This is a genomic window from Neomesorhizobium albiziae (assembly GCF_900114255.1).
GTDB classification, from domain to species: domain Bacteria; phylum Pseudomonadota; class Alphaproteobacteria; order Rhizobiales; family Rhizobiaceae; genus Neomesorhizobium; species Neomesorhizobium albiziae.
The window spans coordinates 19705-45670 of the sequence record NZ_FOSL01000001.1 but is presented as its reverse complement, the minus strand read 5'-3'; the positions used below and the strand labels follow the sequence as shown (position 1 = coordinate 45670).

Here is a 25966-nt window from a genome sequence, read left to right as displayed (position 1 = left end):
ATGCTTCAGGACAAGGACCGCATCTTCAACAATATCTACGGCCAGTTCGACAAGTCGCTGGCCGGCGCGATGTCGCGCGGCCATTGGGACGGCACCAAGGGTCTGATCGACAAGGGCCGCGAGTGGATCGTCAACGAGATGAAGGCGTCGGGCCTGCGCGGGCGCGGCGGCGCCGGCTTCCCGACCGGCCTGAAATGGTCGTTCATGCCCAAGCAGAGCGACGGTCGGCCGAGCTATCTCGTCGTCAATGCCGACGAATCCGAACCCGGCACCTGCAAGGACCGCGATATCCTGCGCCACGACCCGCATACGCTGGTCGAGGGCTGCCTTATCGCCGGTTTCGCTATGGGCGCGGTTGCCGCCTACATCTATGTGCGTGGCGAGTTCATCCGCGAGCGCGAAGCGCTGCAGCGCGCCATCGACGAGGCCTATGACGCCAAGCTGATCGGCAAGGGCAACAAGAACGGCTACGATTTCGATATCTACGTCCATCACGGCGCCGGCGCCTATATCTGCGGCGAAGAGACGGCACTTTTGGAAAGCCTCGAGGGCAAGAAGGGCCAGCCGCGCCTGAAGCCGCCATTCCCGGCCAATGTCGGCCTTTATGGCTGCCCGACGACGGTCAACAATGTCGAGTCGATCGCGGTGGCGCCGACCATTCTGCGCCGTGGCGCTGCCTGGTTCTCGTCCTTCGGCCGGCCCAACAATGTCGGCACCAAGCTGTTCTGCATCTCCGGCCACGTCAACAATCCGTGCACCGTCGAAGAGGCGATGTCGATCCCGTTCCGCGAACTGATCGAGACGCATTGCGGTGGCATTCGCGGCGGTTGGGACAATCTTCTGGCGGTCATTCCGGGCGGAGCTTCGGTACCGCTGGTGCCGGCCGAGCAGATCATCGATGCGCCGATGGATTTCGACGCGCTGCGCGACTTGAAATCCGGTCTCGGCACGGCGGCGGTCATCGTCATGGACAAGTCGACCGACATCGTGAAGGCGATCGCCCGGCTTTCCTACTTCTACAAGCACGAGAGCTGCGGCCAGTGCACGCCGTGCCGCGAGGGCACCGGCTGGATGTGGCGGGTGATGGAGCGGCTGGTGCGCGGTGAAGCGCAAAAGCGCGAAATCGACATGCTGCTCGACGTGACCAAGCAGGTGGAGGGCCACACGATCTGCGCATTGGGCGATGCGGCCGCGTGGCCGATCCAGGGCCTGATCCGGCATTTCCGCCCGGAGATCGAGCGCCGCATTGACGAGTTCACCCGCAACGCGCATCGCGCCGAGCCGGTCATGGTGGCGGCCGAATAGACGAAGAACGAAAGTGCGGACCGAAGGTCCGAAAGGAAACGGCAGGAAGAGGGTACCCGGAACGGCAAGGAGGCGAACACCAATGTCGATATTTCCAACTCCCGATGAACTGTTGCCCGATTTGAAAAAACTGGAAGCGATGAACAAGGAAATTTCCGCACTGATGCCGAAGGAGTTCACCGGCGCCGTCAATCTGATGGTGCATCCGGTGGCCAGCGTTGCTGCGGTTTCAGCGCTGGGGCTAGGCGTTGCCAGCCAGGTGTTCGGCGTCTGGATGGGCACTGTCGCCGGCGCCGTCGAAGTGTCGCAGCGCATGTTCCAGCCGTTCCTCGACGAGGCGACGGCCGACGATTTCCGCGACCGCACGAAAACGCCGGCAAAGCGCGCGCGTGACGCAGCGGACACGCTGATCGCCGAAGCGAAGACGGTGACGCGCGATGCGGTGGAGACAGTCGCCAAGGCGGCTGAAGCAAGCGTCAGTGATGTCGAAAAGGCTGGCACGCCCGAAGTCGTGGCGAAGGTTGACGCGCCCGAAGTCGCGGCGAAGCCTGTCAAAGAGCCGAAAATACCGGCTGCTCCCATCGCGAAATCCGTGAGCCAGGCGCCGCAAACCATTGAAAAAATTGCCGAAGAGCCCGCTGCACAAGTCAGCGTCGAAGCCGCTGCCGACCTGATGCCGGAGGATTTCCGGCAGCCGCAGGCGGTGGAGAAGCCGAGGAAGCCAGACGACCTGAAGCTGATTTCCGGCGTCGGCCCCAAGCTTGAAACCGTGCTGAACGGTCTTGGCATCTGGACTTATGGACAGGTGGCCGCGCTCAGCCGCGAGGAAACCGCCTGGCTGGACGACTATCTCGGCTTTAAGGGCCGTATCGGCCGCGACGGCTGGATCGAACAGGCCACCGCGCTGGCCAAGACGACGAAGCGTGCCGGCAAGCCGGCCAAGAACGTGCACTAGGAGGCGGCGAGGCCGCTTCGGGGAAAGACAATGGCGAAACTCAAGGTCGATGGCAAAGAGATCGAGGTACCCGACCACTATACGTTGCTGCAGGCGGCGGAAGAGGCGGGCGCCGAGGTGCCGCGTTTCTGCTTTCACGAGCGGCTGTCGATCGCCGGCAATTGCCGCATGTGCCTGGTCGAGGTGAAGGGCGGACCGCCGAAGCCGGCGGCCTCCTGCGCCATGGGCGTGCGCGACCTGCGTCCCGGTCCCAACGGCGAGGCGCCGGAAATCTTCACCAACACGCCGATGGTGAAGAAGGCCCGCGAGGGAGTCATGGAATTCCTGCTGATCAACCATCCGCTGGATTGCCCGATCTGCGACCAGGGCGGCGAATGCGACCTGCAGGACCAGGCGATGGCCTTCGGCGTCGACGCCTCGCGCTATCACGAGAACAAGCGCGCTGTCGAAGACAAGTATATCGGCCCGCTGGTGAAGACGATCATGAACCGCTGCATCCACTGCACGCGGTGCGTACGCTTCACCACCGAGGTTGCCGGCATTTCCGAACTTGGCCTGATCGGCCGCGGCGAGGATGCCGAGATCACCACCTATCTCGAACAGGCGATGACCTCGGAACTGCAGGGCAACGTCATCGACCTCTGCCCGGTCGGCGCGCTGACCTCCAAGCCCTACGCCTTCCAGGCGCGGCCGTGGGAACTGACCAAGACGGAGTCGATCGACGTCATGGATGCGGTCGGGTCGGCGATCCGCGTCGATAGCCGGGGCCGCGAGGTGATGCGCATCATGCCGCGCGTCAACGAAGAGGTGAACGAGGAGTGGATCTCCGACAAGACCCGCTTCATCTGGGACGGGTTGCGCACCCAGCGTCTCGACCGCCCCTATGTCCGCTCGGGCGGCAAGCTGAAGCCGGCGACCTGGCCGGAAGCCTTCGCGGCGGTGAAAAAGGCCGTCGACAAGGCCAGTGTTGAAAGGATCGGCGCGATTGCCGGCGATCTTGCGACCGTCGAGGAAATGTATGCGCTCAAGCTTTTGATGCTGTCGCTCGGCTCCGCCAACATCGACTGCCGCCAGGATGGCGCCGCGCTCGACCCGACGCTCGGCCGCGCCAGCTATGTCTTCAACCCGACCATCGAAGGCATCGAGCAGGCGGACGCCGTGCTCATCATCGGCGCCAATCCCCGCTTCGAGGCGTCGGTGCTTAATGCCCGTATCCGCAAGCGCTGGCGCATCGGCAACCTGCCGGTCGGCGTGATCGGCGATGTCGGCGACCTCAGATACGATTACGAGCAGCTTGGCGCGGGACCGGAGACGCTGAAGGAACTGGCCGATGGCGCCGGCAAATTCTTCCAGGTGCTGAAGCAGGCGTCGCACCCGCTGATCATCGTCGGGCAGGGGGCTCTGGCCCGCGCCGACGGCAAGGCGGTGCTCGGCCTTGCGGCGAAACTCGCCGCGGCGGTCGGTGCGGCAACGCCGGAGTGGAACGGCTTTGCCGTGTTGCATACGGCAGCTGCCCGCGTCGGTGGCCTCGATCTCGGCTTCGTGCCGGGCCAAGGCGGCAAGGACGCTGCCGAGATGCTCGGATCGTCCGACGTGCTGTTCCTGCTTGGCGCCGACGAGATCGATCTCAAGAAGGCGGTCGAAACCTTTGTCGTCTATATCGGCTCGCACGGTGATGCCGGCGCGCACCGCGCCGACGTCGTGTTGCCGGGGGCTGCCTACACCGAAAAGTCCGGCACCTACGTCAACACCGAAGGCCGCGTACAGCAGACCAACCGTGCCGGGTTCGCGCCTGGCGAGGCCAAGGAAGACTGGGCTATACTCAGGGCGCTTTCCGACGTGCTCGGCAAGAAGCTGCCGTTCGATTCGCTGGCGCAGTTGCGCACCCGGCTGCATGCCGAGTTCCCGCATTTCGCAGGCGTCGACAGAATCGCCCCGGCGGATGCGGGTGCGGTTTCGGCGGCAGCCAAGCTTGGCGGGCGTCTTGGCAAGACAGCATTTGCCTCGCCGGTGAAAGACTTCTATCTGACGAACCCGATCGCGCGGGCCTCCGCCGTCATGGCCGAATGTTCGGCCCTGGCGAAGGGCGGCTTCAAGCAGGCAGCCGAGTAAGGGCGGGGCATGGAAGACACATTTTTCTCCTTCTACGTGCTGCCGGCGCTGATCATCCTGTTGAAGTCGGTCGTGCTGATCGTCGTCCTGCTGATCTTCGTGGCCTACATCCTTTATGCCGACCGCAAGATCTGGGCGGCGGTGCAGCTGCGCCGCGGTCCCAACGTCGTCGGGCCATGGGGCCTCCTGCAGGCATTCGCCGACCTTCTGAAGTTCGTCTTCAAGGAGCCGGTCATTCCGTCCGGTGCCAACAAGGGCGTCTTCCTGCTGGCCCCGGTGGTTTCGGCGGTGCTGGCGCTGGCCGCCTGGGCGGTCATTCCCGTTGCTGACGGCTGGGCCATCGCCAACGTCAATGTCGGCATTCTCTACGTCTTCGCCATCTCGTCGCTGGAAGTCTACGGCGTCATCATGGGCGGCTGGGCGTCGAACTCGAAATATCCGTTCCTCGGCGCGCTGCGCTCCGCCGCGCAGATGGTGTCCTACGAAGTCTCGATCGGCTTCGTCATCGTCTGCGTTCTTTTGACCGTCGGCTCGCTGAACCTCACCGACATCGTGCTTTCGCAAGGCGACGGCCTCGGCACCCGTCTCGGCCTGCCCAACACGTTCCTCGACTGGAACTGGCTGGTGCTGTTCCCGATGTTCATCGTCTTCTTCATCTCGGCGCTGGCCGAGACGAACCGCCCGCCTTTCGATCTGGTCGAGGCCGAGTCGGAACTCGTGGCCGGCCACATGATCGAATATTCGTCGACGCCGTTCCTGCTGTTCTTCCTCGGCGAATATGTCGCGATCGTCCTGATGTGCGCGCTCACCACGATCCTGTTCCTCGGCGGATGGTTGCCGCCGTTCGACTTCGCGCCGTTCACCTGGGTGCCGGGTGTCATCTGGTTCGTGCTGAAAGTGTGCATGGTGTTCTTCATGTTCGCCATGGTGAAGTCCTTCGTGCCGCGCTACCGCTACGACCAGCTGATGCGCCTGGGCTGGAAGGTATTCCTGCCGATCTCGCTGGCGATGGTGGTCATCACGGCGGTAGTCCTCAAACTCGCGGGGGCGGCGTGATGTCGGCTTCGCTGGTCGGCGCATTGGTGGGTTTGGTGATAGCGGCTGTCGATTTCGCGCTGCTTCGCCTGCTCGCCAGCCGCGTCGATCTGCCTGAGACCAAACGCGTCCTCAATATTACCGGCCTCAGCCAGTTCGTGCTGATGCCGCTCGTGGGCTGGTTCGTCGGCCCGCTATTTGCTGGAGAATGACATGTCAGCGCTAGCCCAAGCCGCCAAGTCGCTGCTTTTGAAGGATTTCGTCGGCGCCTTCTTCCTGTCGATGCGGCAGTTCTTCGCGCCCAAGGCGACGCTGAACTATCCGCACGAGAAGGGGCCGATCTCTCCGCGCTTCCGCGGCGAGCATGCGCTGCGCCGCTATCCCAACGGCGAAGAGCGTTGCATTGCCTGCAAGCTGTGCGAAGCCATCTGCCCGGCGCAGGCCATCACCATCGAGGCTGGCCCGCGTCGCAATGACGGCACCCGCCGCACCGTGCGCTACGACATCGATATGGTGAAGTGCATCTATTGCGGCTTCTGCCAGGAGGCCTGCCCGGTCGACGCGATCGTCGAGGGGCCGAATTTCGAATTCGCGACGGAAACGCGCGAAGAGCTCTATTACGACAAGGACAAGCTGCTGGCGAACGGCGACCGGTGGGAGCGCGAGATCGCGCGCAACATCGCTTTGGATGCGCCGTACCGGTGAACTTTGAACGATGGACGGGCGCGGGATGCTCGTCTAAGGAACACGCGGCTCGGCAACCGGAGGCGGGGTGCAGGGCCAGAGAGGAGCAGGGTGCTTCGGCATCCTTCTCAGGAAGATCGGGAAACCCATGCTGAACGGACTAGAGGCGGCATTTTTCTACCTCTTTGCCTTCATTCTGATCGGAGCGGCCTTCATGGTCATCTCCGCGCGCAACCCCGTGCATTCGGTGCTCTACCTCATCCTCACCTTCTTCAATGCGGCGGGCCTGTTCCTTCTGATGGGGGCCGAATTCCTGGCGATGATTTTGCTCGTCGTCTACGTCGGCGCGGTCGCCGTGCTCTTCCTCTTCGTGGTGATGATGCTCGATGTCGATTTCGCCGAACTGAAGAGCGGCGCGCTGCAATATGCGCCGGTAGGCGCGCTGGTCGGGCTCATCCTGGCGGCTGAATTGATCGTCGTGCTCGGCGGTTACGCGTTCGCGCCGCAGCTTGCCGGCGGCGTCGCCGCGCCAACCCCGGATATCGCAGTGAGGCACAACACGGCAGCCCTCGGCGACATCCTCTACACGGACTACATCTTCTTCTTCCAGATCGCCGGCCTCGTGCTCCTGGTCGCCATGATCGGCGCCATCGTGTTGACGCTGCGCCACAAGGAAGGGGTCAAGCGCCAGTCGATCCCGGCGCAGGTGGCGCGCACGCCGGCCACCGCGATCGAGGTCAAGAAGGTCGAAACGGGCAAGGGAATCTAACGATGGTCGTCGGCATCGCACACTATCTGACCGTTTCGGCCGTGCTGTTCACGCTTGGCGTGTTCGGCATCTTCCTGAACCGCAAGAACATCATCATCATCCTGATGTCGATCGAGCTCATCCTGCTTGCCGTGAACATCAATTTCGTGGCGTTTTCGGCCGCGCTCGGCGATCTCGTCGGGCAGGTCTTCGCGCTGTTCGTACTGACGGTCGCCGCCGCCGAAGCGGCGATCGGGCTTGCCATTCTCGTCGTCTTCTTCCGCAACCGCGGCTCCATCGCGGTCGAAGACGTCAACATGATGAAGGGCTGACGGGGTCAAGATGCTTTACAACGCCATCGTCTTCCTTCCGCTTCTCGGCTTCCTGATCGCCGGCCTGTTCGGCAATCAGATCGGCGCCAAGGCCTCGGAATACATCACCTCGGGTTTCCTGGTGGTGTCGGCCGTGCTGTCCTGGGTCGCCTTCTTCTCGGTCGGCTTTTCCGAGACCGAAACCTTCACCGTGCCGGTGCTGCGCTTCATCCAGTCGGGCTCGTTCGAAGCCGACTGGGCGCTGCGCATCGACACGCTGACGGTAGTCATGCTGGTGGTGGTCAACACCGTCTCGGCGCTGGTGCACATCTATTCGATCGGCTACATGCACCACGATCCGGACCGGCCGCGCTTCTTCGCCTATCTGTCGCTGTTCACCTTCGCCATGCTGATGCTGGTGACGGCCGGAAATCTCGTCCAGATGTTCTTCGGATGGGAAGGTGTCGGCCTTGCCTCCTATCTGCTGATCGGCTTCTGGTACAAGAAGCCGTCTGCCAATGCCGCCGCAATCAAGGCGTTCGTCGTCAACCGCATCGGCGATTTCGGCTTCATCCTTGGCATTTTCGGCGTCTTCGTCCTGTTCGGCTCGGTCAATCTGGACACGATCTTCGCCAACGCGGCGTCGTTCATTCCGGCTGCCCCGCATGGCGCGGAAGCCGGTGCGGCGGCGGCCGAACATGGCGAGACGGTGCTGAATTTCCTCGGCTATGCGCTGGACAAGCAGTCCGCACTCACCGTCGTCTGCCTGCTGCTCTTCATGGGCGCGATGGGCAAGTCGGCGCAGGTGCCGCTGCACACCTGGCTGCCGGACGCCATGGAAGGCCCGACGCCCGTGTCGGCGCTGATCCATGCCGCCACCATGGTGACCGCCGGCGTTTTCATGCTGGCGCGCCTGTCGCCGCTGTTCGAGCTGTCGCACACCGCGCTGGTGGTGGTGACGTTCATCGGCGCCTTCACGGCTTTCTTCGCGGCGACCGTTGGCCTCGTGCAGAACGACATCAAGCGGGTGATCGCCTATTCGACCTGCTCGCAGCTCGGCTACATGTTCGTGGCGTTGGGCATGGGCTTCTATTCGGCCGCGATCTTCCACCTGTTCACCCACGCCTTCTTCAAGGCGCTGCTGTTCCTCGGTTCCGGCTCGGTCATCCACGCGGTTTCCGACGAACAGGACATGCGCAACATGGGCGGGTTGAGGAAGCTGATCCCCTATACCTACTGGATGATGATCATCGGCACGCTGGCGCTGACCGGTGTCGGCCTCCCGCTCACCATCATCGGCACCGCGGGCTTCTTCTCCAAGGACGCCATCATCGAAGGCGCCTTCATCGCCCACAGCCCGATCGCCGGCTTCGCTTTCATCATGCTGACGATCGCCGCCTGCTTCACCAGCTTCTATTCGTGGCGCCTGATCTTCATGACCTTCCATGGCAAGCCGCGCGCCAGCCACGAGGTCATGCACCACGTGCATGAATCGCCGCCGGTCATGCTGGTGCCGCTGGTCATCCTGGCCGCCGGCGCGCTGTTTGCGGGCGTGCTCTTCCACGGCGCCTTCATCGGCGAAGGTTATGAGGATTTCTGGAAGACCGCGCTGTTCACGCTACCTGACAACCATATCCTGCACGATTTCCACGATGTGCCGGTGTGGGTGAAGCTGGCGCCCTTCGTCGCCATGCTCGCCGGCTTCTTCGTCGCCTATCAGTTCTACATCCGCTCGCCGGAAACGCCGAAGCAGCTCGCCGCCCAGCATCGCGGGCTCTATGCCTTCCTGCTCAACAAGTGGTACTTCGACGAGCTCTACGACTTCCTGTTCGTCAGGCCGGCCAAGCGGCTCGGCACCTTCCTGTGGAAGAAGGGCGATGGCTGGTTCATCGACGGCCTGGGGCCGGATGGTGTATCGGCGCGCGTCATCGACGTCACCCGCAATGTCGTCAGGCTGCAGAGCGGCTATCTCTACCACTATGCCTTTGCAATGCTGATCGGGGTCGCGGCGCTGGTCACCTGGATGATGCTCGGGAGCTCGTTCTAGATCATGACCGACTGGCCAATCCTTTCCGCGGTCACATTCCTGCCCCTGGTCGGCGTGCTGCTGATCCTGTTCGTGCGCGACGACAATGAAAGCGCGCGCCGCAATGTGCGCATGATCGCGCTGTGGACGACGATCGTCACCTTCGTGCTGTCGCTCTTCATCTGGACGGGCTTCGATAATGCCGATCCGGGCTTCCAGTTCGTCGAAAAGCGCGAATGGCTGGATTCGGGCATCTCCTACCACATGGGCGTCGACGGCATTTCGATGCTGTTCGTCATTCTGACGACGTTCCTTATGCCGCTCTGCATCCTGGCCAGCTGGGAAGCGGTACAGAAGCGCGTCAAGGCGTACATGATCGCCTTCCTGCTTCTGGAAACGCTGATGATCGGCGTCTTCTGCGCGCTCGACATCGTGCTCTTCTACGTGTTCTTCGAAGCCGGCCTGATCCCGATGTTCATCATCATCGGCGTCTGGGGCGGCAAGCGCCGCGTCTATGCGAGCTTCAAGTTTTTCCTCTACACGCTGCTCGGCTCGGTGCTGATGCTGCTCGCCATCATGGCGATGTTCTGGCAGGCCGGCACCACGGACATCCCGACGCTGTTGACGCACGACTTCCCCGCCAACATGCAGACATGGCTATGGCTCGCCTTCTTCGCCTCGTTCGCGGTGAAGATGCCGATGTGGCCGGTGCATACCTGGCTGCCCGACGCACACGTCGAGGCGCCGACGGCGGGCTCGGTGATTCTGGCTGCGATCCTGTTGAAGATGGGCGGTTACGGCTTCCTGCGCTTCTCGCTGCCGATGTTCCCGCTTGCCTCGGAATATTTCGCACCGTTCGTGTTCACGCTGTCGATCGTCGCCATCATCTACACCTCGCTGGTGGCGTTGATGCAGGAGGACATGAAGAAGCTGATCGCCTATTCGTCGGTAGCCCATATGGGCTACGTGACCATGGGCATCTTCGCGATGAACCAGGAGGGCATCCAGGGTTCGATCTTCCAGATGCTGTCGCACGGCCTGGTCTCGGGCGCGCTGTTCCTGTGCGTCGGCGTCGTCTACGACCGCATGCACACCCGCGAGATCGCCGCCTATGGCGGGCTGGTCAACAACATGCCGAAATACGCCGTGGTGTTCATGATCTTCACCATGGCCAATGTCGGCCTGCCGGGCACCTCGGGCTTCATCGGCGAATTCCTGACGCTGCTCGGCATCTTCAAGGTGAACACCTGGGTGGCGCTGTTCGCCGCCAGCGGCGTCATCCTGTCGGCGGCCTACGCACTCTGGCTCTACCGCAAGGTGATCTTCGGCGCGCTGACCAAGGAAAGCCTGAAGGGACTGCTCGATCTGTCCGTGCGCGAGAAGGCGATCATCTATCCGCTGGCGGTCCTCGTCATTTTCTTCGGCGTCTATCCGGCTCCGGTGTTCGATGCGACATCGGAATCGGTCAAGTCGCTGGTCAACAACATCACCGTATCGCTGGGTGCTGCGCAGAGCGCGGCGGCGAACTGACAAGGCCGGACCATGGATCTTTCAACGAGCCTTTCGCTGGCGACACCGGAACTGATCATCGCGGTCGGCGCGATGGTGCTCTTGATGCTCGGCGTCTATTCCAGCGAGCGCATGAACACGACGATCAGCGTGCTTGCAGCCGTGCTGCTGCTCGTCGCCGCCGGCTGGATGCTGCTTAATCCGCAGGACGGCTCCGCTTTCAACGATGCCTTCGTCAGCGATCCGTTCTCGCGCTTCATGAAGCTCCTGGCGCTGGTCGGCTCGGCAATCACGCTGATCATGTCGCTCTCCTTCGCCCGGCAGGAAAAGTTCGACAAGTTCGAATTCCCGGTGCTCATCCTTTTGTCGACGCTTGGCATGATGCTGATGATCTCGGCCAACGACATGCTGACGCTCTATCTCGGCGTTGAGCTGCAGTCGCTGGCGATCTATGTGCTGGCCGCCATCAACCGCGACAGCCTGCGCTCCACCGAAGCGGGCCTCAAATATTTCGTGCTGGGCGCGCTGTCGTCGGGCATGCTGCTCTACGGCATCAGCCTCGTCTACGGCTACACCGGCAATACCGGCTTCGAAGCCATCGCCGAGGCGCTGACCGGCGCGGAGCGGCAGCTCGGCCTGGTGTTCGGCCTGGTCTTCGTGCTCGCCGGCCTGGCGTTCAAGATCTCGGCCGTGCCGTTCCACATGTGGACGCCCGACGTCTATGAGGGCGCGCCGACGCCGGTGACAGCCTTCATGGCCGCGGCTCCCAAGATGGCGGCGATGGCGCTGACCGTGCGCGCCACGATGGGGGCGTTCGAGCCGATCGCCGCCGACTGGCAGCAGATCGTCGTCTTCATCGCCATCGCCTCGATGGCGCTCGGCTCCTTTGCCGCGATTGGCCAGACCAACATCAAGCGGCTGATGGCCTATTCGTCCATCGGCCATGTCGGTTTCGCGCTCGTGGGCCTGGCTGCGAATTCCGAGGCCGGCGTGCGCGGCGTCGCCATCTACATGCTGATCTACCTGGCGATGACGCTCGGCACCTTCGCCTTCATCCTGGCCATGCGCCGCAACGACCGGAATGTCGAGCAGATCAACGAACTGGCCGGCCTTGCTGCCACCAACCCGGCGATGGCGACGGTCCTCACCATTTTGATGTTCTCGCTGGCTGGCATCCCGCCGCTCGCGGGCTTTTGGGGGAAATGGTACGTGTTCCTGGCCGCCATCGACGCCAAGCTCTACGCGCTGGCTGTGATCGGCGTGCTGACGTCGGTGGTTGGCGCTTATTATTATCTGCGCATCATCAAGATCATGTGGTTCGACGAGCCGGTCGGCGCTTTCCAGCCGATGGCCGGCGAACTCAGGGTGGTGCTCGGCCTCTCCGGCGCCTTCGTGCTGTTCTATGTGCTGATCGGCGGCCCGATCGGCGCCATGGCGGGCGCGGCCGCCAAGACCTTCTTCTGATGGCGAAGCTGCCCTTTATCCCTTCTCCCCGTTCACGGGGAGAAGGTGACCCGAAGGGTCGGATGAGGGGCAGCGCCGGCCTTGGGGAGTTAACGCAGCCCCTCATCTGCCTGCCGGCATCTTCTCCCCGTAAACGGGGAGAAGAGAGCTGATCCGATGACCTTCGCGCTCGCTCCCACGGCCGAAAACTATCGCCTCGAAGCCTTCGACACGATCGGCTCGACCAACGCGGTCGCCCTGCAGCGTGCGCAGGCGGGCGATCCGGGCAAGCTCTGGATCGTCTCGAAGAAGCAGGAAGCGGGCAGGGGACGGCGCGGTCGGCCGTGGCAGACGCCGGAGGGGAATCTCGCCGCAACGGTGCTGGTCGTCGGCCGCTACGAGCCGAAGATTGCAGCGACCCTTGGCTTCGTCGCGGGTCTGGCGCTTGCCGATGCGCTCAACGCGGTCGTGCCGCAAAAAAAGCTTTCCGTTGGCATCGACGGCGGCGGGGCAGGGCGAAATCGCTTCGAGCTGAAGTGGCCGAACGACGTTCTGGCGCATGGGGCGAAGCTCTCCGGCATATTGCTGGAATCGATGCTTTTGCCCGATGGGCGTTTTGCCATCGCGGTCGGCATCGGGGTGAATGTCGTGGCCTACCCCGATGATGTGCCTTATCCGGCGACCTCGCTGCGGGCGCTCGGCGCGGATTGCGACGCCGAGACCCTGTTCCTGGCGCTGTCGGACGCTTGGGTGGACAACCATGCGCGCTGGGCGGAAGGGCGTGGCCTGGACGACATCAGGCGGCGCTGGCTGGACCAGGCGGCCGGGCTCGGCAGCGAAGTGGCGGTGAGGCAGGATGGCCGCATCGTCCGGGGAATTTTTGAAACGATCGACAGCGATTGCCAGTTCGTGATCCGCGACAGGCAAGGCGTTGAATTGCGGATTGCCGTTGGCGACGTCCATTTTGGCGCCGTCGCCTCCGCGGACGCGGATTGAAAGGCTGAACATGGCAAAAGGCGACAACAACGAGCTGGTGTTTGTCCCGTTGGGCGGTGTCGGCGAGATCGGCATGAATTTCGCGCTGTATGGCTACGGTCCGGCATCGAAACGCGAATGGATCATCGTCGATGTCGGCGTGACGTTCCCCGGACCCGAACTGCCGGGCGTCGATCTGGTGCTGCCCGACATCCGCTATATCGAGGAGCAGCTCGGCAGCCTCAAAGGCATCGTCATCACCCACGCGCATGAAGATCACTACGGCGCGCTGCACGATCTGTGGCCCAAGCTCAAGGCGCCATGCTGGATGACGCCGTTCACGGCCGGCCTGCTCGAAGCGAAGCGGCAATCGGAGCAGGGGGCGCCGCAAATTCCGGTGAACATCTACCGGGCCGGCGAAACGTTCACGGTCGGACCGTTCGAGATAGAAGCGGTGGCGGTCACCCACTCCATTCCGGAGCCGGTGTCGCTGGCGATCACCACGCCCGCCGGCACCGTCGTCCATACCGGCGACTGGAAGATCGATCCGGCGCCCGAAATTGGCCCGATGACCGACGAGGCGCGTTTCCGCGCGCTCGGCGACAAAGGCGTGCTGGCGCTTGTCTGCGATTCCACCAACGCCATGCGCGAAGGAGATTCGCCGGCCGAACAGGAGGTGGGCAAAGGCCTGCGCAAGGTGATCGAGGAGGCCAAGGGCCGCGTGGCCGTCACCACCTTCTCCTCCAATGTCGGGCGCATCCGTTCGATCGCCGAAGCCGCGCGTGATTGTGGGCGGCAGGTTCTGATACTTGGCCGTTCGCTGAAACGCGTCATCAGCGTTTCGGACGAGCTCGGCTACATGGACGGCCTGCCGGAATTCATCGCCGAGGAGGATTATGGTTTCATCCCGCGCGAGAACCTGGTGATCATCTGCACCGGCAGCCAGGGCGAGCAGCGCGCGGCGCTCGCCAAGCTCGCCCGCGACGAAATGAAGACGGTCGCGCTGTCGCCGGGCGACACGGTGGTGTTTTCCTCGCGCACCATTCCCGGCAACGAGAAGGCGATCCTCGAAATCAAGAACGGCCTGATCGACCAGGGCGTTAAGATCATCGAAGACGGCGACGCTCTGGTGCATGTGTCCGGCCACCCGCGCCGCAACGAACTGAAGCGCATGTACGAATGGGTGCGGCCCAGGATCGGCGTGCCGGTTCACGGTGAAGCCGCCCATCTGGTGGCGCAGGGTTCTCTGATGGCCATGTCGGGCATCAAGGAGGTGGCCCAGGTGCGCAATGGCGACATGCTGCGGCTTTCACCGGGAGCGGCCGAGATCATCGACCAGGTGCCGTTCGGCCGCATCTACAAGGACGGCAAGTTGATCGGTTCCGACGAGGCCGTCGGCATTCGCGACCGGCGCAAGCTGTCGTTTGCCGGGCATGTCGCGGTGAATGTCGTGCTCGACGAGAAATACGAGCTCGCCGGAGACCCGGATCTGGTCGCCATCGGCGTCGCGCTTGAAGATGCGCGGGGCGAGGATCTCGAAGACCTGATGCTCGATGCGGCAATCGGCGCGGTGGACTCCATACCGCGCCAGCGCCGAAAAGACCTGGACCTCGTTTCGGAGGCTGTGCGCCGCGCCGTTCGTGGCGCCGCAAACGAAGCGTGGGGCAAGAAGCCGCTGGTGACGGTGTTTGTCACAAGGTGAATGGAAAAATGGTGAATGGTGAATGGTCTAAACGACCGCTCACAGTGGATCGTAGATATGGATTACGTTGCCTGGCTAAGGCTGCGACAGTCCAATCCATTCACCATTCACCATTCACCATTCATGGTAACGGAACCCACTGATGCTCGGACGCCTCAACCATGTCGCCATTGCCGTGCCTGACATCGCCGCGGCAAGTGCTGTCTATCGCGACACGCTGGGTGCCAGTGTGACTGCGCCGCAGGCGTTGCCGGAACATGGCGTCACCGTTGTCTTCATCGACCTCGGCAACACCAAGATCGAGTTGCTGGAACCGCTGGGCGATTCGCCGATCGCGGCGTTCCTGGCCAAGAATCCGGCTGGCGGCATGCACCATGTCTGCTACGAAGTAGATGACATCATCGCCGCGCGCGATCGTCTCACCGCCGCCGGCGCCCGCGTTCTGGGCGACGGCAACCCGAAGATCGGCGCACACGGAAAGCCGGTGCTTTTCCTGCATCCCAAGGATTTTATGGGTACGCTCGTCGAACTGGAGCAAGCTTGACCTTCGCTCGCAGGAAAAAGATCAGGACGAACCGATGACCTGGGTATCGTTTCTCGCGGTTTTCTTCATCATCTGGTGGACGGTCCTGTTTGCCATGCTGCCGTTCGGCCTGCGCACGCAGGATGACGAGAAGGACGTGACGCTGGGCACTGTGTCCAGCGCGCCGCGCGGCGCCCATATGCTGAAGGCGGTTATCCGCACGACCATCGTTTCCGTGCTGATCGTCGCGGTTTTTTACGGGCTGACCAAAGGTCTGGGTTACAGCTTCGACGATATTCCGCGTTTTGTGCCGAAGGGCAACTGAGCGGATGCATTGTTACTTGCCAGCATAAGGCAAGTAACCAAAGCCGGCAAAGCAACGAACAGCCCAAAAAAAATGCAAGGCACAAGGCCTTGCAGTTAAACGCGTCCGATCCGATTTCCGGTGATCCGGCGGCTGCGAGTTACCGCGCCAGGATCGCATCCTCCCAAGACTTTGACCGCGCAGGAGAGTAGATTTGCCTCTACTCTCTCAGTTATCGGGGCACATTAGCCTAACGCAAAACAAAATGTCACGCAGAATTTTGCTTCGAAACGGGCAATCATGTGCTGCAATGCACAATGGAAAGGCAGCGAATGCCCGCACTTTAGGCCGCAGCCGCGTTGCGCGGGATCGGGTTTCCATTCCGCCACGAAATGGCTATGAAGCGCTTGCATTCATGTTCTGACATGAGACCGCCGATTCCGGCGGTTTTATCCCACTTTCGACGGAATTCCTCATGCGGCTTTCGCGCTATTTCCTGCCTATTCTGAAAGAGAACCCGCGCGAAGCGGAGATTGTTTCGCATCGGCTGATGCTGCGGGCCGGCATGATCCGTCAGCAGGGGCAGGGATCCTTCACCATGCTGCCGCTCGGCAAACGGGTGCTGGACAAGGTCTGCCAGATCATCCGCGAGGAGCAGAACCGGGCAGGGGCGCTGGAGATCCTGATGCCGACGATCCAGTCCGCCGAACTGTGGCGCGAAAGCGGCCGCTACGACGACTACGGCAAGGAAATGCTGCGCATCAAGGACCGGCAGGACCGGGACATGCTGTACGGCCCGACCAATGAGGAGATGGTGACGGAAATCTTCCGCTCCTACGTCAAGTCCTACAAGGACCTGCCGCTCAATCTCTACCATATCCAGTGGAAGTTCCGCGACGAGGTGCGGCCGCGCTTCGGCGTGATGCGCGGCCGCGAGTTCCTGATGAAGGACGCTTATTCCTTCGACCTGAACTTCGAGGGCGCCAAGGCGGCCTACAACCGCATGTTCGTGTCCTATCTCCGCACCTTCACCCGGATGGGCCTGAAGGCGATCCCGATGCGCGCCGACACCGGCCCGATCGGCGGCGATCTCAGCCACGAATTCATCATCCTGGCCGAGACTGGTGAAAGCCAGGTCTATTGCCACAAGGACTATCTCGACCTGCCGGTGCCGGGCGAAGCGACCGACTTCGCCAACGACGGCGAGATTGCCGGCATCGTCAAGGAGTGGACCACGCCCTACGCGGCGACCGACGAGATGCATGACGAGGCGGCCTGGACGGCAGTGCCCGCGGACAAGCAGCTTTCGGCGCGCGGCATTGAGGTCGGCCACATCTTCCACTTCGGCGAAAAATATTCGAAGCCGATGAACGCGAAGGTGCAGGGGCCGGACGGCAAGGAGCATTTTGTGTCCATGGGCTCCTACGGCATCGGCCCGACGCGCCTGATCGCCGCGATCATCGAGGCAAGCCATGACGACAACGGCATCATCTGGCCGGAAAGCGTGGCGCCCTTCGACGTCGTCATCAATAACATGAAGCCGGGCGATGCCGATTGCGATCGCATCAGCGAGCATCTTTATGCTGCGCATCAAGCTGCAGGGCTGGACGTGCTCCTCGACGATACCGACGAGCGCGCCGGCGCAAAATTCGCCAAAGCCGACCTGATCGGCATTCCGTGGCAGGTCATCGTCGGACCGCGCGGCGTCGCTGCCGGCGAAATCGAGGTCAAGCGCCGCGCAACCGGAGAGCGCGACACCAAGAAAATCGAGACGCTGCTGGCGTCGCTCGGACCGACGCCATGAGCGCGGCATCCGCAGGAACCGCGTCGGTGCAGGCCAAAAGCCCCAAGGGCGCCGGGCCGTTCTCGTATTTCGAGCGCATGGTCGCCTGGCGCTATCTGCGCTCGAAGCGCAAGGAAACGGTGATCTCGGTGATCGCCTCGATTTCCTTCATAGGCATAATGCTGGGCGTCGCCACGCTGATCATCGTGATGGCGGTGATGAACGGCTTTCGCGCCGAGCTTTTGACCCGCATTCTCGGCATCAACGGCCACCTCATCATGCAGCCGGTCGATACGCCGCTCGAGGATTACGAGGCGGTCGCGGCACGCATTGCCGGCGTTCCCGGCGTCAAGCTCGCGATGCCGCTGATCGAAGGGCAGATTTTTGCCAGCGGCCAGATCGGCCCGGGCACCGGCGCGCTGGTAAAGGGCATTCGCGGCGACGATCTCGCTAAGATCAAATTGGTCGCCGACAACATCAAGTATGGTTCGATCGTCGGCTTCGACGGCAGCGAAGGCGTGGCGATCGGCACCCGCATGGCCGACAATCTGGGGCTTTCGCTGGGCGATACCATTTCGTTGATTTCGCCCGACGGCGACGTCACGCCGCTTGGCACGACGCCGCGCGTGAAAGCTTATCCCGTTGTGGCGATCTTCGAGATCGGCATGTCGGAATACGACGCGTCGATCATCTTCATGCCGTTTGCCGAGGCGCAGCTCTACTTCAATCAGGAGGGCAAGGCGCAAACCATCGAAATCTACGCGGACAATCCCGACGGCATCGACACGCTCAAGCCTCTGGTCGAAGCGGCGGCGCAGCGGCCGCTCTATCTGGCCGACTGGCGGCAACGCAACCAGACCTTCTTCTCGGCCCTGCAGGTCGAGCGCAACGTGATGTTCATGATCCTGACGCTGATCGTGCTGGTGGCGGCGCTCAACATCATTTCCGGCCTGATCATGCTGGTGAAGGACAAGGGCGGCGACATCGCGATCCTGCGAACGATGGGCGCCTCGAGCGGCTCGGTGATGCGTATCTTCCTGATGACGGGAGCCGCGATCGGCGTCACCGGCACGCTTGCCGGCGTGCTGCTCGGCGTCGTCGTATGCCTCAACGTCGAATCGATCCGGCAGTTCTTCTCGTGGCTGTCGGGCACGACCATCTTCAACCCGGAACTCTATTTCCTGAGCCAGTTGCCCGCGATCATGGATTTCCGTGAGACGGTTTCGGTGATCCTGATGGCGCTGGTACTGTCCTTCCTCGCTACCCTGTTTCCTGCCTGGCGCGCCGCCAAGCTCGATCCGGTCGAAGCGCTGAGGTACGAGTGACGTGACCGACGCCATCATCGAACTCAAGGGCGTCGAACGCCATTACGTTCAGGGGTCGCGCAAGCTGACCATCCTGAACAATGCCGACTTTTCGCTGAAGCGCGGTGAGATGGTCGCCCTGGTTGCGCCGTCGGGTGCGGGCAAGTCGACGCTGCTGCACACGGCGGGCCTCCTGGAAAAGCCGGACGCCGGCGACGTCCTCCTGGCGGGCAGGGCGTGCGGCCGGCTCTCCGACGACGAACGCACGGCGATCCGCCGCAACGACATCGGCTTCGTCTATCAGTTCCACCATCTGCTGCCGGAGTTTTCGGCGCTGGAAAACATCATGATGCCGCAGCTGGTGCGCGGCCTCTCCGTCGCCGAAGCGCAGGGCAGGGCGGCCCAGTTGCTCGACTACATGAAGATCGGCAAGCGGGCGCATCATCGCCCGTCCGAGCTTTCCGGCGGCGAACAGCAGCGGGTGGCCATCGCGCGCGCAGTCGCCAATGCGCCGCTGGTGCTTCTGGCCGACGAGCCGACCGGCAACCTCGACCCGGTGACGGCATCCTATGTGTTCGAGGCGCTGGAGGCGCTGGTGCGCCAGTCCGGCCTTTCGGCTCTCATCGCCACCCACAACCACGAACTCGCCGGCCGCATGGACCGGCGGGTGACGCTTGCCGAGGGCAAGGTCGTCACGCTGTAGCCGGCGCGTCACCGTGCCGGGTTACGCTCTTATTCTCAACCGTTCGCGCGCAGCCAGTCGGCAAGCGAGGGCCGCAATCGCCGATCACGCCCGCGCATCGCCTCGGCGGCGCACATCGAATTGAGCACAGCCTCCTGCGTGGCTTCGGTCGCGGCGCGGAACACGGAGTCGATGCGGTTTTCGTTCAGCACTTTCATCGTAACGAAGTCGTTCGGCTCGTCGTGGTCGAAGCGCACGCCGGTGCTGAAACCGATGGCGATATCGCCGCTGCCGTGGCCCCAATAAGCGCCAAGGCGTGCGAGGCCTGCCCCGCAGCGGCGCGTCACGCGCCTCAGCTGGCGGTGCTCCATTGGAATGTCGGTCGCCAGCACGGCAATCACCGAGCCTTTCTCGGCGGCGGCCGTTGCCTTCGGGTGAGGGCGGCGCCCGTCCGGCAGCACAAGATCGCCCGCCCTGCCGAAATTGGAAAGAACGAGCACGCCAAGATGAAAGGTCCCGCCATCCAGCGTCAGCCGGCGCGACGCAGTCCCGATGCCGCCCTTGAAGCCGAAGCAGCTCATGCCTGTTCCCGCGCCGACATTGCCTTCCGCGACCTCGGCGCTCGCGGCAGCGAGCGCCATGCGGGCGTGCTCCTCGCCGACGGCCATCGCCTGGATGTCGCTCAGCGCGCCGTCGTTGCATTCGCAGACCACGGGATTGACGGTCGCGGTCTCGCGGCCAATGTCCGGGTTCGCCGCGATCGCCGCTCTTATCAGCGCGTTGGCGCAGGCGCCGACGCCAAAGGTGTTGGTGAGCAGGATCGGCGTTTCCAGCGTGCCCAGTTCGTCGACCTGCACCAGGCCGGTGCTCTTGCCGAAGCCGTTGAACACCTCGCTCGCGGCAAGCACCTTGCTGCGGTAGAGGTTTCCGCCATGCGGCAGGATGGCGGTGACGCCGGTGTTGATCTCGCCATCGCGGATCGTGTGGTGTCCGACCAGCGCGCCCGGAACATCGGTGATGGCATTGTCGGCGCCGGTGGGCAGGGTGCCGCAGACGATCCCGAATTCGCGTGCAAACATCGACATGGCGAATTTCCCCCGTTGCGTCCGCTCGGCGTCGCCCAGCTGCCTCGATTAGCTCCTGAGGCCCGGCGCTTCCTGGCCGGTGCGTTCCACATATTCGGTGTAGCCGCCGCCATAGGTGTGGATGCCGTCGGGCGTCAGTTCCAGAACGCGGTTCGACAGCGCCGCCAGGAAGTGGCGATCGTGCGAGACGAACAGCATCGTGCCCTCATACTGCGACAGCGCAGTAATAAGCATCTCCTTGGTCGCGATGTCCAAATGGTTGGTCGGCTCGTCCAGAACCAGAAGGTTCGGGGGATCGAACAGCATCATCGCCATCACCAGCCGCGCCTTTTCGCCGCCCGAAAGCACCCGGCATTTCTTCTCGATCTCGTCGCCGGAAAAGCCGAAGCAGCCGGCGAGCGCCCGCAGCGGCGCTTGGCCTGCCTGCGGGAATGCATCTTCCAGCTCTTGGAACACGGTGCGGTCGCCGTCGAGCAGATCCATGGCATGCTGGGCGAAATAGCCCATCTTGACGCTCGGGCCGCGTGCGACCGAGCCGTCGTCGGGCTCCGAGGCGCCGGCAACCAGCTTCAGCAGTGTCGACTTGCCGGCGCCGTTGACACCCATGATGCACCAGCGTTCCCGGCGGCGAACCTGGAAATCCAGCCCTTCATAGATGGTCCGGCTGCCATAACGCTTGTGCACGTTCTTCAGCGTCACCACGTCCTCGCCAGAACGCGGGGCCGGCTGGAACTCGAATGAGACGGTCTGGCGGCGCTTCGGCGGCTCGACCTTGTCGATCTTCTCCAGTTTCTTGACGCGGCTCTGCACCTGCGCTGCATGCGAGGCGCGCGCCTTGAAGCGTTCGATGAAGCTGATTTCCTTGGCCAGCATCGCCTGCTGGCGCTCGAACTGGGCCTGCTGCTGCTTGTCCGCGATGGCGCGCTGCTGCTGGTAGAATTCGTAGTTGCCGGAATAGGCGGTCAGCGAGCCGCCGTCGATCTCCACCACCTTGTTGACGATGCGGTTCATGAACTCGCGGTCGTGCGAGGTCATCAACAGCGCGCCGTCGTAACCCTTGAGGAAGTCTTCAAGCCAGATCAGGCTTTCCAGATCGAGGTGGTTGCTCGGTTCGTCGAGCAAAAGCGCGTCGGGACGCATCAGCAGGATCCTGGCGAGCGCCACGCGCATCTTCCAGCCGCCGGACAGCGCGCCGACGTCGCCGTCCATCATCTCCTGCGAGAAGCCGAGACCGTCGAGCACCTCGCGCGCCCGGCCGTCGAGCGAATAGCCATCCAGCTCCTCGAACCGTCCCTGCACCTCGCTGTAGCGTGCAATGATGTCGTCCATTTCGCCGGCGCGCGCCGGATCGCACATCGCGGCTTCGAGCTCGGTCATCTCCGCGAGCAGGGCGCTCACCGGGCCGGCGCCGTCCATGGTTTCGGAAACCACGCTGCGGCCGGACATTTCGCCGACATCCTGGCTGAAATAGCCGATGGTGACGCCGCGATCGACGGCGACCTGTCCCTCGTCGGGCAGTTCCTGCCCGGTGATCATGCGAAAAAGCGTTGTCTTGCCCGCACCGTTGGGGCCGACAAGTCCGACTTTCTCGCCTTTCTGGAGCGCGGCTGAGGCCTCGATAAAGACGATCTGCCGGCCGTTCTGCTTGCCGATATTTTCGAGACGAATCATGATTTCTTGGGGACCCAGGGCATTGCGGGGCGGTTATTTCTGAGAGCCCTGCGGAGAAGCTTGCCCGTAAATCATTCAACGCTTTTCGACGCAAGCGTCCTTGTTGCCGCAACGCTGGCGACTGGCGGCGACATCCCTCCTTTCGTCATCCACGGCGGAGCAGGCCGAAGCTCTGTCGCTGAAACTGCCAATCTCCCCACCCGTGGGGGAGATGGCCGGCAGGCCAGAGGGGGGCGCGAGGGAACTCGAGTTCTCCGGAAACCGGCCTCTCTTTCGCGCCTCCACCAGCCCCATTGGTCAGCATCTGTCAGCAGTCTTTGTTTTCCTTTTATCCACATCCCTTTCGGGCTGCCGCATAGTTGTCGGCAGTTTCTCCTGCGGGAACGCCGATCATGACGGTGGTTTGCGGGGAGGAACCGGCGCTTCGGGCAAGCGGCTAACGTGGCCGTGGAGACGAAGGGCTGTCCCAGAGTCTCTACGATTTCCCGCGTTGACGGGAACCAGGCGCGGTATGATCTGGCGCTGACACGTAGAAACCACCGGTGCATACCGGAAGGTCCGATGTTGGGAGATGGGATGGCCGAAAAACGCCGGCGGGGCGCTGGGAAGGCGCCAGATTACTTACTTACGAGGTGCTGACCCAGCGCCCCGCTTCCCGACTATCTTTCATGCAATGGCCAGACGCGAAAGCGGGCGTGGCAACGGAGAGGCTTGTGCTGATGAAAAGACCCCCTCTCCGTCTCGGCTTCGCCTCGACACCTCTCCCCCGCTTCGCAGGGGCGAGGAACCGCTGCCGCGATGCCAGCGCCCTTCCAGCTTGGGTTCCTCGCCCCTGCGAAGCGGGGGAGAGGTGGTTTGCGCAGCAAACCGGAGAGGGGGCCTGAAGCCTATCAGCAAACCCCCCAGGCCGGAGCGCGTGCGAAGGAATGCCTCCCGAAAAACCGTCATCCCCGCTCACCCCGCCTTGCATCGTTCAGAGATGCGGTTTACGCCCTTTCCGCCTTGTTTGAGGAACAGACCATGCTTGACATCAAATGGATTCGCGAAAACCCGAAAGCTCTCACCGAAGCGCTCACCAAGCGCTCGTGGTCGTCGGATGACGCGCAGTCCACGGTCGACGATCTGATCGCCAAAGACGAGGCGCGCCGCGCTCACGTGGCGAAGCTCCAGGAGGCGCAGGAACGCCGCAACGCCGCCTCGAAGGAGATCGGCAAGGCGATGGGCGCCAAGGACACCGCGCTTGCCGAAAGGCTGAAGGTCGAAGTCGCGGAGATCAAGGGTTTCATCCAGTCGGGCGAAGCGACCGAGCGCGAGCTCGACAAGGCGCTGAACCACGCGCTGGCCGTGCTGCCCAACGTGCCGCTGGATGAAGTTCCTGTCGGCAAGGACGAGCACGACAACGTCGAGGTCCGCCGCTTCGGCGAGGAGTTGATCGCCAGGCGGCAGCCGCGCATGGGCAACAAACCCAAGGAGCATTTCGAGATCGGCGAAAAACTCGGCCAGATGGATTTCGAGCGCGCCGCCAAACTATCCGGATCGCGCTTCACAGTGCTCAGCGGCCAGATCGCGCGCCTCGAACGCGCGCTCGGCCAGTTCATGCTCGACCTCCACACCACCGAGCACGGCTACACCGAAGTGCAGCCGCCGCTGCTGGTGCGCGATGACATTATGTACGGCACGGGGCAGCTGCCGAAGTTCGAAGAGGATCTGTTCTTCGTGCCGCATGGCGAAAGCCGGCTTGGCCTCATCCCCACCGCCGAAGTCTCGCTCACCAATCTCGTGCGTGAGGAAATCACGGCGCATGAAAAACTGCCGCTGCGCTTCACTGCACTGACGCCGTGCTTCCGCTCGGAAGCAGGCTCGGCTGGGCGTGATACGCGCGGCATGCTGCGCCAGCACCAGTTCTACAAGGTGGAGTTGGTCTCGATCACCGACCAGGAATCGTCGCTCGAAGAACACGAGCGCATGACCGAATGCGCCGAGGCCGTGCTGAAAAAGCTCGAGCTGCCGTTCCGCACCGTGACGCTGTGCACCGGCGACATGGGGTTCGGCGCGCGCAAGACCTACGACATCGAGGTTTGGCTTCCGGGGCAGAACGCCTACCGCGAAATCTCGTCCTGCTCGGTCTGCGGCGATTTCCAGGCGCGCCGCATGGACGCCCGCTACAAGGACAGGGATGGCAAGGGCAACCGCTTCGTCCACACGCTGAACGGGTCGGGCACCGCCGTCGGCCGCGCGCTGATTGCCGTCATCGAAAATTACCAGAACGAGGACGGCAGCGTAACCATTCCTGAAGTGCTGCGGCCTTACATGGGCGGTCTGGAAAAAATCGAATCGAAGTAGAACGATGCGCATCCTGCTCACCAACGATGACGGCATTCACGCGGAAGGTCTGGCGGTGCTGGAGCGCATCGCCAGGCAGTTTTCCGACGATGTCTGGGTCGTGGCGCCGGAAACCGACCAGTCCGGCTTTGCCCATTCGCTGTCGATTTCGGAGCCGCTGCGGCTGAGGAAGATCGGCGACCAGCATTATGCGGTGCGCGGCACGCCGACCGACTGCGTCATCATGGGCGTGCGCAAGATCATGCCGGAGCCGCCGGATCTCATCCTTTCCGGCGTCAATTCCGGCGCCAACCTCGCCGACGACGTCACCTATTCGGGCACCGTCGCCGGCGCCATGGAAGGCACCATGCTCGGCATCCGTTCGATTGCGCTGAGCCAGGCATACAATGTCCAGGACGGCGCCCGGCTGGTGCCGTGGGATACGGTGGAGGCGCTGGCGCCCGCGCTCCTGCAAAAACTGATCGGCGCCGAACTGCCCGCCGGCACCTTCCTCAATGTGAATTTTCCGAACTGCCCGCCGGACGAGGTCGAGGCCACCCTGGTCACCACCCAGGGCAAGCTGGTTCACAGCCTGTGGATAGACGAGCGGGCCGACGGCCGCGGCTTTCCCTATTTCTGGCTGCGCTTCGGTCGCGAGCCGCCGGAATTGAAGGAGGGCACCGACGTGCATGCGGTCAGGAGCAAATCGGTGTCGGTGACGCCGCTGAAGCTCGATCTGACCGCCCATGAGGTCAGGGACAGTCTGGCGAAGGCGCTCGCATGAATACCATGCTCGACGACCGCGAAGGTTTTGCTGCTTTCCTGCTCCGCCTGCGGGCGCTGGGCACCCCGCCGCGCGATCTGGTCGCGGCGATGGAGGCGACGCCGCGCAAGACATTCGTGCCGGGGGCCTGGCAGTCGGTCGCCTGGTCGGACCGCATGGTGCCGATCGAGTGCGGCGAGACCCTGGAGGGCGCCGACCTGCAGGCGGCGGTGATCGCGGCCCTTCAGCTTGAACCCGGCCATCGTGTTCTGGAAGTCGGCACCGGTTCCGGATTTACCGCCGCGGTGATGGCGCGGCTGGCCGCCCGGGTGGTCACCGTCGACCGCTACAAGACGCTTGCCGAGCAGGCCAAGCAACGCTTCGAGGCGCTCGGCATCACCAACGCTTTCGCTCGCCAGGCCGACGGCTCCAACGGGCTGCCGGGCGAAGGGCCCTTCGACCGCATCGTGGTGTGGGCGGCGTTCGACAACCTGCCGCGCGCCTTCGTCGATCAGCTTTCCACCAACGGAATCATGATCGCGCCGATCGGTGCTGCCGAGGACACTCAGCTTCTCGCCAAGCTCACCAAGATAGGCAGCCGCTTCGAGCGCGAGGACATCGCCAAGGTTCGGCTTCAGCCAGTCATCAAGGGCGTTGCCGCGGTAATCTGAGCAGACATTTGGATTCACAAAGAAATTTCTATCCGTGATCGGCGTCTTAACCG

23 protein-coding genes are annotated in these 25966 nt (G+C 63.1%); 21 read left to right on the top strand and 2 right to left on the bottom strand.

The genetic code is table 11. The features are described 5' to 3' along the window. From nuoF to F3H98_RS00140, 18 genes are all read left to right on the top strand, one after another. Positions 1 to 1305 (top strand): NADH-quinone oxidoreductase subunit NuoF, encoded by a 1305-nt coding sequence (gene nuoF, locus F3H98_RS00225; protein ID WP_149757092.1) that lies wholly within the window; start codon positions 1 to 3, stop codon positions 1303 to 1305. 82 nt (positions 1306 to 1387) lie between these two features. Beyond that, on the top strand, positions 1388 to 2260 hold the full coding sequence (locus F3H98_RS30935; protein ID WP_188130289.1) for an NADH-quinone oxidoreductase subunit E: 873 nt from the start codon (positions 1388 to 1390) through the stop codon (positions 2258 to 2260). A gap of 30 nt (positions 2261 to 2290) precedes the next feature. Then, entirely contained in the window at positions 2291 to 4372 is a 2082-nt protein-coding gene (gene nuoG / locus F3H98_RS00215) for an NADH-quinone oxidoreductase subunit NuoG (protein WP_149757090.1), read from the top strand. Positions 4373 to 4381: 9 nt separating this feature from the next. After that, entirely contained in the window at positions 4382 to 5428 is a 1047-nt protein-coding gene (nuoH, locus tag F3H98_RS00210) for an NADH-quinone oxidoreductase subunit NuoH (RefSeq protein ID WP_149757088.1), read from the top strand. Then, on the top strand, positions 5428 to 5619 hold the full coding sequence (locus tag F3H98_RS00205) for a hypothetical protein (protein ID WP_149757086.1): 192 nt from the start codon (positions 5428 to 5430) through the stop codon (positions 5617 to 5619). The genes nuoH and F3H98_RS00205 overlap by 1 nt, the downstream gene beginning before the upstream one ends. Position 5620: 1 nt before the next feature. Continuing rightward, positions 5621 to 6112: an NADH-quinone oxidoreductase subunit NuoI gene (nuoI, locus tag F3H98_RS00200; protein WP_149757084.1), complete on the top strand. Its 492-nt coding sequence runs from the start codon at positions 5621 to 5623 to the stop codon at positions 6110 to 6112. Between the two features lie 127 nt (positions 6113 to 6239). Then, positions 6240 to 6860: an NADH-quinone oxidoreductase subunit J gene (locus F3H98_RS00195; protein WP_149757082.1), complete on the top strand. Its 621-nt coding sequence runs from the start codon at positions 6240 to 6242 to the stop codon at positions 6858 to 6860. Between the two features lie 2 nt (positions 6861 to 6862). Further along, positions 6863 to 7171 (top strand): NADH-quinone oxidoreductase subunit NuoK, encoded by a 309-nt coding sequence (gene nuoK, locus F3H98_RS00190; protein WP_149757080.1) that lies wholly within the window; start codon positions 6863 to 6865, stop codon positions 7169 to 7171. A 10-nt stretch (positions 7172 to 7181) separates the two neighbouring features. Continuing rightward, the gene (nuoL, locus tag F3H98_RS00185; protein WP_149757078.1) at positions 7182 to 9197 is read left to right on the top strand and encodes an NADH-quinone oxidoreductase subunit L; all 2016 of its coding nucleotides are present in this window, start codon (positions 7182 to 7184) and stop codon (positions 9195 to 9197) included. 3 nt (positions 9198 to 9200) lie between these two features. Then, complete coding sequence (locus tag F3H98_RS00180; protein WP_149757076.1) at positions 9201 to 10706, top strand: NADH-quinone oxidoreductase subunit M; 1506 nt, start codon at positions 9201 to 9203, stop codon at positions 10704 to 10706. A gap of 12 nt (positions 10707 to 10718) precedes the next feature. Beyond that, positions 10719 to 12149, top strand: a complete 1431-nt coding sequence (gene nuoN, locus F3H98_RS00175) for an NADH-quinone oxidoreductase subunit NuoN (RefSeq protein ID WP_149757074.1) — start codon at positions 10719 to 10721, stop codon at positions 12147 to 12149. A 156-nt stretch (positions 12150 to 12305) separates the two neighbouring features. Next, the gene (locus tag F3H98_RS00170; RefSeq protein WP_149757072.1) at positions 12306 to 13124 is read left to right on the top strand and encodes a biotin--[acetyl-CoA-carboxylase] ligase; all 819 of its coding nucleotides are present in this window, start codon (positions 12306 to 12308) and stop codon (positions 13122 to 13124) included. Between the two features lie 10 nt (positions 13125 to 13134). Then, entirely contained in the window at positions 13135 to 14805 is a 1671-nt protein-coding gene (locus tag F3H98_RS00165) for a ribonuclease J (protein ID WP_149757070.1), read from the top strand. Positions 14806 to 14947: 142 nt separating this feature from the next. After that, positions 14948 to 15349 carry a methylmalonyl-CoA epimerase gene (gene mce, locus F3H98_RS00160; protein ID WP_149757068.1) on the top strand — a complete coding sequence of 134 codons (402 nt, stop codon included), beginning with the start codon at positions 14948 to 14950 and terminating at the stop codon, positions 15347 to 15349. Positions 15350 to 15383: 34 nt separating this feature from the next. Then, positions 15384 to 15653, top strand: coding sequence for a DUF1467 family protein (locus F3H98_RS00155; RefSeq protein ID WP_149757066.1), 270 nt, complete (start codon positions 15384 to 15386; stop codon positions 15651 to 15653). Between the two features lie 454 nt (positions 15654 to 16107). After that, a complete protein-coding gene (gene proS, locus F3H98_RS00150) occupies positions 16108 to 17436 on the top strand; it encodes a proline--tRNA ligase (RefSeq protein WP_149757064.1) in 1329 nt (442 codons plus the stop codon). After that, on the top strand, positions 17433 to 18740 hold the full coding sequence (locus tag F3H98_RS00145; RefSeq protein ID WP_149757061.1) for a lipoprotein-releasing ABC transporter permease subunit: 1308 nt from the start codon (positions 17433 to 17435) through the stop codon (positions 18738 to 18740). The genes proS and F3H98_RS00145 overlap by 4 nt, the downstream gene beginning before the upstream one ends. Position 18741: 1 nt before the next feature. Further along, positions 18742 to 19422, top strand: a complete 681-nt coding sequence (locus F3H98_RS00140) for an ABC transporter ATP-binding protein (protein ID WP_149757059.1) — start codon at positions 18742 to 18744, stop codon at positions 19420 to 19422. 35 nt (positions 19423 to 19457) lie between these two features. Here the strand turns inward: F3H98_RS00140 and F3H98_RS00135 are convergent, their stop codons facing one another. Next, on the bottom strand, positions 19458 to 20486 hold the full coding sequence (locus F3H98_RS00135) for a DmpA family aminopeptidase (protein WP_149757057.1): 1029 nt from the start codon (positions 20484 to 20486) through the stop codon (positions 19458 to 19460). Between the two features lie 48 nt (positions 20487 to 20534). Next, positions 20535 to 22157: an ABC-F family ATP-binding cassette domain-containing protein gene (locus tag F3H98_RS00130; protein ID WP_149757055.1), complete on the bottom strand. Its 1623-nt coding sequence runs from the start codon at positions 22155 to 22157 to the stop codon at positions 20535 to 20537. A gap of 1020 nt (positions 22158 to 23177) precedes the next feature. Here F3H98_RS00130 and serS point away from each other — a divergent pair. From serS to F3H98_RS00115, 3 genes are read left to right on the top strand one after another with little or no spacing between them, the layout of a single operon-like run. Next, positions 23178 to 24500 (top strand): serine--tRNA ligase, encoded by a 1323-nt coding sequence (gene serS / locus F3H98_RS00125; RefSeq protein WP_149757053.1) that lies wholly within the window; start codon positions 23178 to 23180, stop codon positions 24498 to 24500. Between the two features lie 4 nt (positions 24501 to 24504). Next, on the top strand, positions 24505 to 25263 hold the full coding sequence (gene surE / locus F3H98_RS00120) for a 5'/3'-nucleotidase SurE (RefSeq protein WP_149757051.1): 759 nt from the start codon (positions 24505 to 24507) through the stop codon (positions 25261 to 25263). Beyond that, positions 25260 to 25913: a protein-L-isoaspartate(D-aspartate) O-methyltransferase gene (locus F3H98_RS00115; protein ID WP_149757049.1), complete on the top strand. Its 654-nt coding sequence runs from the start codon at positions 25260 to 25262 to the stop codon at positions 25911 to 25913. The genes surE and F3H98_RS00115 overlap by 4 nt, the downstream gene beginning before the upstream one ends. The last annotated feature ends 53 nt before the right edge of the window (positions 25914 to 25966 follow it).